General features: G+C 69.2%; 1 protein-coding gene. It reads left to right on the top strand.

Features of this window, described 5'->3' with window-relative positions; all coding sequences use genetic code 11:
* Positions 1–1,270 (top strand): non-ribosomal peptide synthetase (locus A8G18_RS19595; RefSeq protein WP_157100862.1); only part of this gene is annotated, 1,270 nt, incomplete at both ends.

Below are 1,270 nucleotides of genomic sequence, written 5' to 3'. Positions count from 1 at the left end.
GGGTGTTGCATGTGTGTTCGCCGAGTTTCGATGTGTCGTTGCTCGAGTTGGGGGTGGGGTTCTCGGCGGGGGCGACGGTGGTGGTGGCGCCGGCGGGGGTCGGTGGTGGTCCGGATCTGGCGGATGTGATTGCCGCGCAGTCGGTGTCGCATGTGTTCATGACGCCGGGTGCGTTGGGGTCGATGGATCCTGCCGGGTTGGATGCTCTGCGTGTGGTGGTGGTGGCGGGGGAGTCGTTCACTCCGGATCTGGTGCGGCGGTGGTCGGTGCCGGGTCGGCGGCGGTTCTTCAATGCTTATGGTCCGACGGAGACGACGATTCTGGCGACGTCGTCGGCGGAGTTGGTGCCCGATGCGCCGGTGGTGATCGGGTCGGCGATCGCGGGGGTGGGGGCGTTCGTGCTCGATGAGCGGTTGCGTCCGGTGCCCGAGGGTGTGGTCGGTGAGTTGTATGTGGCCGGGGCGCAGGTGGCGCGGGGTTATCACGGTCGGTTCGGGTTGACCGCGGCGCGGTTCGTGGCCGATCCGTTCACCCCGGGTGGTCGGATGTACCGGACGGGGGATCTGGTGCGTCGGGGTGGCGATGGGGTGTTCGAGTATGTGGGGCGCAGTGATTTCCAGGTCAAGATCCGGGGGTTCCGGATCGAGTTGGGGGAGATCGATGCGGTGTTGTCGGCGGTGCCGGGGGTCGGGTTCGCGGTGACGGTGGGGGTGGTGTCGGCGTCGGGGGAGTCGGTGTTGGTGTCGTATGTGGTGCCCGAGGCGGGGGCGGTGCTCGATCCGGTGCGGGTGCGGGCGTCGGTGGGGGAGGTGTTGCCGGGGTTCATGGTGCCGTCGTCGGTGACGGTGCTCGACGAGGTGCCGCTGACGCCGGTGGGGAAGGTGGATCGGGCGGCGTTGCCGGCGCCGGTGTTCGAGGTGGCCGAGTATCGGGCGCCGCGGTCGGTGGTCGAGGTGGCCGTGGCCGAGGAGGTGGCGCAGGTTCTGGGGGTCGAGCGGGTCGGGTTGGACGATTCGTTCGTCGATCTGGGGGGTAATTCGTTGGCGGCGACGCGGTTGGTGGCGCGGTTGTCGGCGCGGTTGGGGTATCGGGTGGCGGTGCCGGTGGTGTTCGAGACGTCGTCGGTGCAGGAGTTGGCGGCTCGTCTGGGTACCGAGACCGCCGGTGCCGGTGCCGGTGCCGGTGCCGGGACTGTGGTGTTGTCGGCGGGGGAGCGTCCGGAGCGGGTGCCGTTGTCGTTGGCGCAGCAACGCATGTGGTTCCTCAACCG

This window comes from Rhodococcus gordoniae (assembly GCF_001646655.1).
In the GTDB taxonomy this organism is placed as follows: domain Bacteria; phylum Actinomycetota; class Actinomycetes; order Mycobacteriales; family Mycobacteriaceae; genus Rhodococcus; species Rhodococcus gordoniae.
The sequence above is the reverse complement of the archived record's forward strand: the minus strand, read 5'-3'. Positions and strand labels throughout refer to the sequence as shown.